The 8,258-nt window shown below is 34.2% G+C and carries 6 protein-coding genes; all 6 read left to right on the top strand.

The features are described from left to right. On the top strand, positions 1-937 hold a 937-nt coding region (locus tag ACYVAA_RS21565), incomplete at its 5' end, for a hypothetical protein (protein ID WP_460545853.1). 54 nt (positions 938-991) lie between these two features. Further along, positions 992-3,427 carry a site-specific DNA-methyltransferase gene (locus tag ACYVAA_RS21560; protein WP_460545851.1) on the top strand — a complete coding sequence of 812 codons (2,436 nt, stop codon included), beginning with the start codon at positions 992-994 and terminating at the stop codon, positions 3,425-3,427. Further along, positions 3,424-6,030, top strand: a complete 2,607-nt coding sequence (locus ACYVAA_RS21555) for a DEAD/DEAH box helicase (protein WP_460545849.1) — start codon at positions 3,424-3,426, stop codon at positions 6,028-6,030. Before ACYVAA_RS21560 ends, ACYVAA_RS21555 begins: the two co-directional genes overlap by 4 nt. 9 nt (positions 6,031-6,039) lie before the next feature. Beyond that, positions 6,040-6,882, top strand: a complete 843-nt coding sequence (gene tcmP / locus ACYVAA_RS21550) for a class I SAM-dependent methyltransferase (RefSeq protein WP_460545847.1) — start codon at positions 6,040-6,042, stop codon at positions 6,880-6,882. Between the two features lies 1 nt (position 6,883). Then, positions 6,884-7,594 (top strand): DUF5131 family protein, encoded by a 711-nt coding sequence (locus ACYVAA_RS21545; RefSeq protein WP_460545845.1) that lies wholly within the window; start codon positions 6,884-6,886, stop codon positions 7,592-7,594. Positions 7,595-7,608: 14 nt separating this feature from the next. Continuing rightward, positions 7,609-8,258 (top strand): hypothetical protein (locus ACYVAA_RS21540; RefSeq protein ID WP_460545843.1); only part of this gene is annotated, 650 nt, incomplete at its 3' end.

Raw genomic sequence — 8,258 nt, 5'->3', positions numbered from 1 at the left:
CTCTAGGTTAATGGAGATTCTTGAAGAAGTTGATGAAAAGGGAAATCCTAGATTTAAAGTAAAAACCACTTTAGTTAAAGATCTTTATGTTTCAATAAATAAAAAGTCAATTACTCTTCGGTCAAATAGACTGAAAAAGATTTTCATAAGGTTTATTGATGATACAAAAGTTCCAATTATTGACTTTTTTAATAGAACATCTAGCTTCATTATAAATTTTGAAAGAGTAGAACTGGTATATAGCCATAGGAAACTATTTCGAGATAATCGATTACTTGGAAACATTGAGGCGTTTTTAAGTGTATTTAAACCTCATCCTGGTTTGGTGAATACAACGAGTGAAAAAGGTGATTTTTCTTCTATCTCAAAACATTTTTCGAACCACTCGGTATTTTGGTTTGTAGAAAATATTTTTATATCTAATTTCCAATATTTCATATGTGATGATTTGGGTAATGAATGGGCAGACCATATTGGACTTAATGAAAATAATATTTCCTTTTTTCATTCAAAGTATAATGATTCCAGTTTCTCTGCTTCAGATTTTCAAGACATAGTTGGTCAAGCCCAAAAAAACTTAGGTAATTTAATCCCTACAGATGACCAATTACACAAGAAAGATAAAATTTGGAAAAAAAACTATATAGCAAGTGATGGAACCAAAACTCAAATTAAGAGGCTGACAAAGGGATCTTCATCGTTGGATGCAATAAATTATTTTAAGAATTTAAAGACTAAACCGAATTTAACCAAGAAAGTTTATTTGGTAGTTAATTTTCTTTCTAAAGCCGATTTGACAGATAGGTTAGAAAAGTTACAAAAAAACATTTCATTCAAAGAAAGAAATCAAGTCATACAAATCTTATGGTTTGTATCCTCCTTAGTTTCTAGCTCTAATGAAGTAAATGCAGAAACATATATAATTTGTAAACCCTAAAAATTGTAAAAGTCCTTATTTTTGAAATTTACTACGATCAGAGACTTCAACTAGATGAATTTAACAGAAAAGGATAAAGAAATTATAAAAAAATGTTTGGATGAAGGAAATCCCATTCCTTCTATTTACAAACAAAAGCTCTTTAACACTGAGGATACTGAATTTGTAGAGGCGACCAAAGACTATAAGTTGGTTTATAAAGGAAAGGCGCGAAAAGAAGACATTATTGCTAATACACCGGCTGCCCCTCTTCAGAAAATAAGAAGCTTCAATAGCGACAATCAATTTGAAGACGATTGGAGCAATATGCTCATTTTTGGTGACAACCTGTTGGCCTTAAAAGCCATTTATGAAGACCAGCAAGGCCCCAACCACTACAAGACCAAGAATAAGATAAAACTCATCTATATAGACCCACCTTTTGCCACCAAGCAGGATTGGATGAAGGACCGGGAGAAAGCTTACCGTGATAAAATAATAGGGTCTCAGTTTATAGAATTCATAAGAAAAAGATTAATTCTACTGAGAGAAATATTAGCTGATGACGGAGCTATTTACCTCCACCTAGATTACAAAAAGGGTCACTACATAAAAGCAATTATGGATGAGGTTTTTGGTGAACATAATTTTCGAAATGAAATAATTTGGCAACAAATTACTGCCCACAACATGAGATCTAAAGGATATGTTAGATCAAATGCAAATATTTATTTCTATACAAAATCAGAGGACTTCACATTTAACGAACAGTTCATGAGCTACAGTGATGCTCAAATGAGTCGATTTAAGCGTGACGAAAATGGTGAATTATATAAAGCCGAGAATTTGACTTTCTCAACAGCTAATCCTGGACGACAATTTGAATGGAGAGGAACAAAGCCTTCTTCTAATAGGTCATGGGGAGCGGATTTAGATCAGTTGGAAAAATGGTGGAACGAGGGAAGGATTTTAAAGAGAAGTGATGGTTCTCCGAGACTTGATGGCTTAAAAATTTACTTGAGTGAAACTAAAGGTGGTAATCCACTTACAACGAATTGGACTGATATTGACCGGGTAGGCAATACTTCAGATGAGAGGGTTGACTATCCAACTCAAAAACCAGAGGTTCTTCTAGAGAGAATAATTAAAGTATCCTCTAATGAAAATGAAATTGTGTTGGATTGTTTTAGTGGTTCGGGTACTACAATTTCTGTTGCAGAAAAGTTAAAAAGGAAATGGATAGGCATTGATTGTGGCAAACTATCCATATATACTGCACAAATGAGGCTAAACCGTCTAACTACGGTCATAGGCTCCGCAAAATCAGATAAATCAAGGATTCATGCTCGAATAAATGATCTAGAGGATCATTACAAATCAAACTCAAGAGGCTTCTTAATGATACAAGATAAGGCGAGATCAGGAGACCTTATCATTACAGATTTATTTCTTGACAATCTCTCCCAGTTTATTTCCAATAATCTCTCCGGTAATAAAGAAGAGGAATTTTCATTGGCTTGCCCAGAAGAAAAGTTTAAGGTCAAGAAATTAGAAATCCTTGATAATGAAGATAGCAGTGAGGCAAAAGCAGGGGAAAAAGTTGTAAAAGTAGGCAAAGTGAAATTCCTGGTTTCATTTATTCAACCAAAGGAAAAAACTGAAAAACCCAAACCACTTAAGGCCAAAGAATTTACGCTCTTCCATGCGGGTATTTATGATAATCTATTGATCCTTCAAATGGATTGGGAGCAGTATCGTCCTTTTGTGGCGCAGTTGTTTGGTGTTAGAATAAGTGATCATAAGGTGCATAGCCTGAAAGTTGACGGCTACATAGGCGTCAATTCAGCATATATATGGGATTATCCCAACCAAAAAGATTTATTATTGGATGAAGAATATGTAAAAACACTTCATGATGCTTTGGGAGGCAAAGCCGGTGACAAGTTTTATGTTATAGCTCCTATTTCATCTTTAGGTTTCATGCAGGATGAAATTAGATATGGCAACACCACCTACATATTTTTAAAAGTGCCACTTTCTGTTCTCATGGCTTTAATTAATAAAGGAGAACCTGGCGCATTGAAACAACCGGCCAGTGAAACCGATGTAAATGAAGTAATGGATGCCATTGGCTTTGACTTCATTTCTCAACCACAAGTAGAAGCTTACTATAAACGGGCCACACCAGATAACAAAGATCTTTTTAATGCTTCGGATAAGGATTATATCATTGAAATAACCGAATTCAAATCAAATACTCTTGCCTATGACCCGGATGACTTTGAGAATTTTGAAACCTTCTCCATGGTGATGGTAGACACTAATTATAATGGAGAATATTTTCATTTAAATCAAGTTTTTTGGTCAGATAAGGTTTTGGATACGGAAATAGGAAAAGCTATTATTCGAATTCCTGAAAAATCATTTGAAGGTGATATGATGATGATCATCTTCATGGATAAGTATGGAAATGAATTAAAAGTAATACGTAACAAACAGGATTTTTTATGAGCCTTCAATATAAACAAGACGACTTTGTACTAAAAGTCAACGATTTTAAGGACAAGACTAATGCCATTGTAGGCAAATATGAGGCATATCTGGATGCCATTACGACAGAAGATTTTGAGCATGTAAGAGAAGCTATTCGCAGGGCATTACGATTTCTAGTAACTGATCAATATAAAAACACTGGTGAACTGGCCGAAGAGAACTGGAATAATAATTCTAAACTGCAATTAAAATACAACGCCCTGGAACAATACCTGTTCAATATTCAAATTAAGGATAAAAAGGCTGCAAGTATTGATTTAGCGACAGGCACAGGAAAAAGTTGGGTCATATACGGGGTAGCACAAGTGGCATTAGCTGAAGGCTTGGTGGACAAGGTGTTGGTTTTATGCCCTTCACTCACTATTGAAGAAGAACTCAAAAAAAAGTTTGAGCAACTGGCCGGAAGTAAAACCAATCAACAAATCCTGAAAGAATTGGGGGCGGTGCATCCTTCTCCAAGCATTAAGAATGCTAACGTTCCCATTATAAGCGGAGATATTTGTGTGGAAAATATTCATGCCGTTTATCAACGCACAGGTTCATCCATTCAAGACAGCTTTTTAGGGAAAGGTCAAAGAACGCTGGTTATAAGTGATGAAGCGCATCATATCTACAGCCCGGATGAAGCCGCTACTAAAAAGTGGTTTGACTTTATCATAAATTCTGATTTTGATTTTGCCTATCATATTGGTGTTACGGGAACGCCATACATCGGCAATGATTATTTCCATGATGTCATTTATCGCTATGGGATAAAAGAGGCTATGGAAAATGGTGTAGTTAAAAAGATTGACTACAAACTAGGAGAAGCGGATCAGGGCAAAGGTTGGGATGAAACCTGGCACAACCACAATGAAATTGTTAAAAACTATAGCGGAAAATTAAAACCTCTAACCATTGTAGTTGCGGACAGGATTTACCGAACGGTCGAAATTTGGAAGGAGCTTTCAGAATACATTGCAAAAAAGGAGAAAATCAGTTTTGATGAGGCTTCAAAAAAAGTGATTTGGGTGGCTTCGGGTATTCCTTCTAATAAACAAGAAAAGGGCATCATTGAGTCTATTATTGAAAGTCCAGAAAAAGTAAGGAAAGAGAATTTGTCAATACTAAAAACAGTTGATGAACCAGACAATCCGGTAGAATGGATTATTTCTGTTGCCATGCTTACTGAGGGTTGGGATGTGAAAAATGTATTTCAGATTGTTCCCCATGAACAGCGAGCATTTAATTCCAAACTACTTATTGCTCAGGTTTTGGGTAGAGGCTTAAGAATTCCTAAAGGCATTGAACAACCAGTCTATGTGCGAATCAATAACCATGAAAAATGGTCACAGGAAATTAAAGACCTGTATGAAGAAGTACTGGAACTTGAAAACCGGATTAGTTATGGATATTCAAAAAATCGAAAGCAATATGACTTTCCGCTTTATAATCTTGATTACATCGCTGATCAAAAAACAGTAGGTAGTGAAAAACAGCCTTCTTCAAAAGAACCCAAGGTTGAAAAGCTCAAACCCCAAAATAAAGTAAAGCAAACCTATAGTGAATATTCCGAATCAGGTTCTATAAGTTTTGAAATAGAAATTCAGGATAATGAACCTATTGAAACAGCTGCAAGACAAATTAAACTTTTTCTAAAAGACAAAGATTCTGACATATCAAAGGAATGGCCAATTAAACGAATAAAAGAATTCTTATGTAATAAACTGGAGGCTCTTGGTTATGATTCTTCATATGTTAGCAGAGAGAACTTATCTACTTTCAAACAGGCTTTTGGTCCAATGTTTAGAGAAGCAGGAAAACAGGTGGTACGGCTAATTTTGAAAGCACACAATACTCGTGAGATTAAGCTTAAAAACCTACCTACCCAATCCTTTTCAGAAAGTAGCATCAAAAGAAATGGTTACCTTTTTTATTCTAAAGAAGGATTGGGTGAAATAAAAAAGGAAGAGCTTGCTATTTTAAAGGATTATTTAGCTGATAAAGAGAATTTTAGTGTAGTTCGCGAGTCTATTGAAAAATATGGAGGAAAAGTTGACGAAATTGAATTTCTCAAAGAAAATTTAATTGAGATTACTGATGAAAACCTAAAGACAGTTCAAAATATTGTCTATGTTTCATTTGAACCAGAGCGTCGGTTTTTGAAAGCTTTGCAAGCGAATATTGACATCATTGACTCCTTCTTAAAATCTCCCGATAAGGGGTTTTACTCCTTTCCCTATTCCTACAAACCTTCAGAAATTGGGTCAAGTCATGTCAAAAGAGAAAATTTCAACCCAGATTTCTTTTTAAAAATAAAAGAACAGAATATATTGCTAGTTGTAGAAATAAAGGCTGATGGTGACAGCAACCCCAAAAACAAAGCTAAATACAGAGATGCTAAAGAGCACTTCAAAGTACTTAATAATAAGTTGAAGGAAAAAGGTATAGATTGGTGTTACCACTTTTATTTCCTATCACCAGATAATTATACTGATTTCTTTCAAGCTATCCGAAAAGGAAAATTTAATTGGACATCTGAGTTGATGCAAATTTTAGATAATTCAAATTCACCATTTTAATAAACTTTTATGGCAAATCAATTTGGGGGTGAGTGGACAGAAATAAAGATAAGAGTATTTAAAAAATACTTATATGCATACATGCAAATCATGAAGGATAAGCCATGGAAGCTTATTTACTTTGATGGTTTTGCAGGCTCTGGAGATATTCAAACCCAAAAGGAGACAGAAGAAGTTATCGAAGGTACTGCAAGACATGTCCTCAGCTTTGAAGATCCTAGAAAATTTGATTTCTATTATTTCGTTGAAAAGGATTTAGATAATGCCCAGCTCCTTCAAAGAATCATCAATAATGATTATAGCTCTTTAAATGGAAAAACAAAGGTTGCTGGTGGGGATGATTGCAATCAGAAACTTGTTGACATGGCAGGGTTTCTTCGAAAGCCAGAGGGAAGATATTATAAAGCAATAGCTTTTATTGATCCTTATGGTATGCAAGTTAAGTGGTCAGCTTTGGAATCATTAAAGAAATTGGGAGTAGATTTGTGGATTCTTGTGCCAACGGGAATTGGGATTAATAGGCTATTGAAAAAGAGAGAAAAATCCGGAAAAGTATGGTTTGAGACTTTGGCAAATTTCTTTGGTTTAGAATCCGAAGATATTGAAGCAAAGTTTTATTATGAGGATCCGCAAATGGTATTGTTCGGAAACCAAAAATTCAAAAAAATTGAAAATGCGGTGGAAGTGGCAGCTAATCTTTATCAAGAACGCCTAAAAACCATTTTTAAATATGTTTCAGATCCTTTACCATTAAGAAACAGTACTAATGCAGTATTATTTCATTTCATGGCAGCATCTAATGTTCCCGTGGCAGTAAAAATTGCGAATGACATCATAAAAAAGGAAGTTTAACATGGCACAATCATCAATAGAATGGACAGAATTAACATGGAATCCAGTAACAGGGTGTTCCAAAGTTTCTGCTGGGTGCAAATTTTGCTATGCAGAAGTTATGTCCAAACGACTTCAAGCCATGGGATTGGAAAAATATCAGGACGGATTTAAGAAAGTCCGGGTTCATCCTTCAACATTAGCTGATCCATATGAGTGGAAAGGTTCTAAAATGGTATTTGTTAACTCTATGAGTGACTTGTTCCACCCTGATGTTCCTACCAATTTTATAATTGATGTGTTTAAAGTAATGAATGATAATTCTAGTCATATATTTCAAGTTTTAACGAAAAGGCCTCAAAGGGTAATTGAACTAAATAATCAATTAAATTGGGGTGAAAACATATGGTTAGGAACCTCTGTTGAGGATGAACGTGTAATAGATAGAATTGATCTTTTAAAATTAAATGATGCATATATCAAATTTCTATCCTGTGAACCTTTAATTGGTCCACTTAATAATCTAAATTTAACAAATATAGATTGGGTAATTGTTGGTGGTGAAAGTGGGCGAAAGCCAAGACCTATAAAAAAAGAATGGGTTCTAAATATTAAAGAACAATGTGAGATTTTTGGTACAGCATTCTTTTTTAAACAATGGGGAGGTACAAATAAGAAAAAAACTGGAAGAGAATTAGATGGAAAGATTTTTAGTGAAATGCCATTATATTAGTTTAACCTATTGATATGATATCAAGTGAATACATATCAAAATTTTTAAGCCTAGAACAGCCTATGGATGAAAATCCAATAAGGTATTCTTCATTAATCTTATTACTAAAATCAGCTAGAAAATTATTTGGTTGTGATCTTAATACCGGAAAATACCAAAAGAATGAATTTACGGAAGAAAATGTATTTGATGGGACTTTTTTAGGACATCAGTTTACAGCTGTGATAGACTATTTGATTTTGCTAGAACAGATTGGAAGTATATTCAAACCAAAAAACACTGCTGATCATAAACATAAAATTGGAATTTTTAGGGCATTGAAATATTTTTCCTCATTAAATGATAAGAAAATAAATGCAATTGTATCACTGAGAAATTCGTTAACTCATCGATTTGGACGAGCCACAGAAAAGAATCCTAAATCAGGCTCTCCAAGAAAATTCATCCTCAGTATTGAAAGAAATACAGATATTGTTTCTTTACCTAAGAAGGACTGGACAAGAATTTTTTCAGATAAAGAAGACCATAGCTCAACCACAATACATATAATTGATTTCGTTGAGAATGTTTATCAAAACATATGTCAAGATAACAAAATGAAAAATTTAGAGACCTCTTTACTAGATGGATTGGAAGAATTAAACTCCAGGAACACGATAATAAG

The sequence above is a fragment of the Echinicola sediminis genome (genome assembly GCF_054777495.1).
This window is presented reverse-complemented; position numbering and strand designations above follow the sequence as displayed.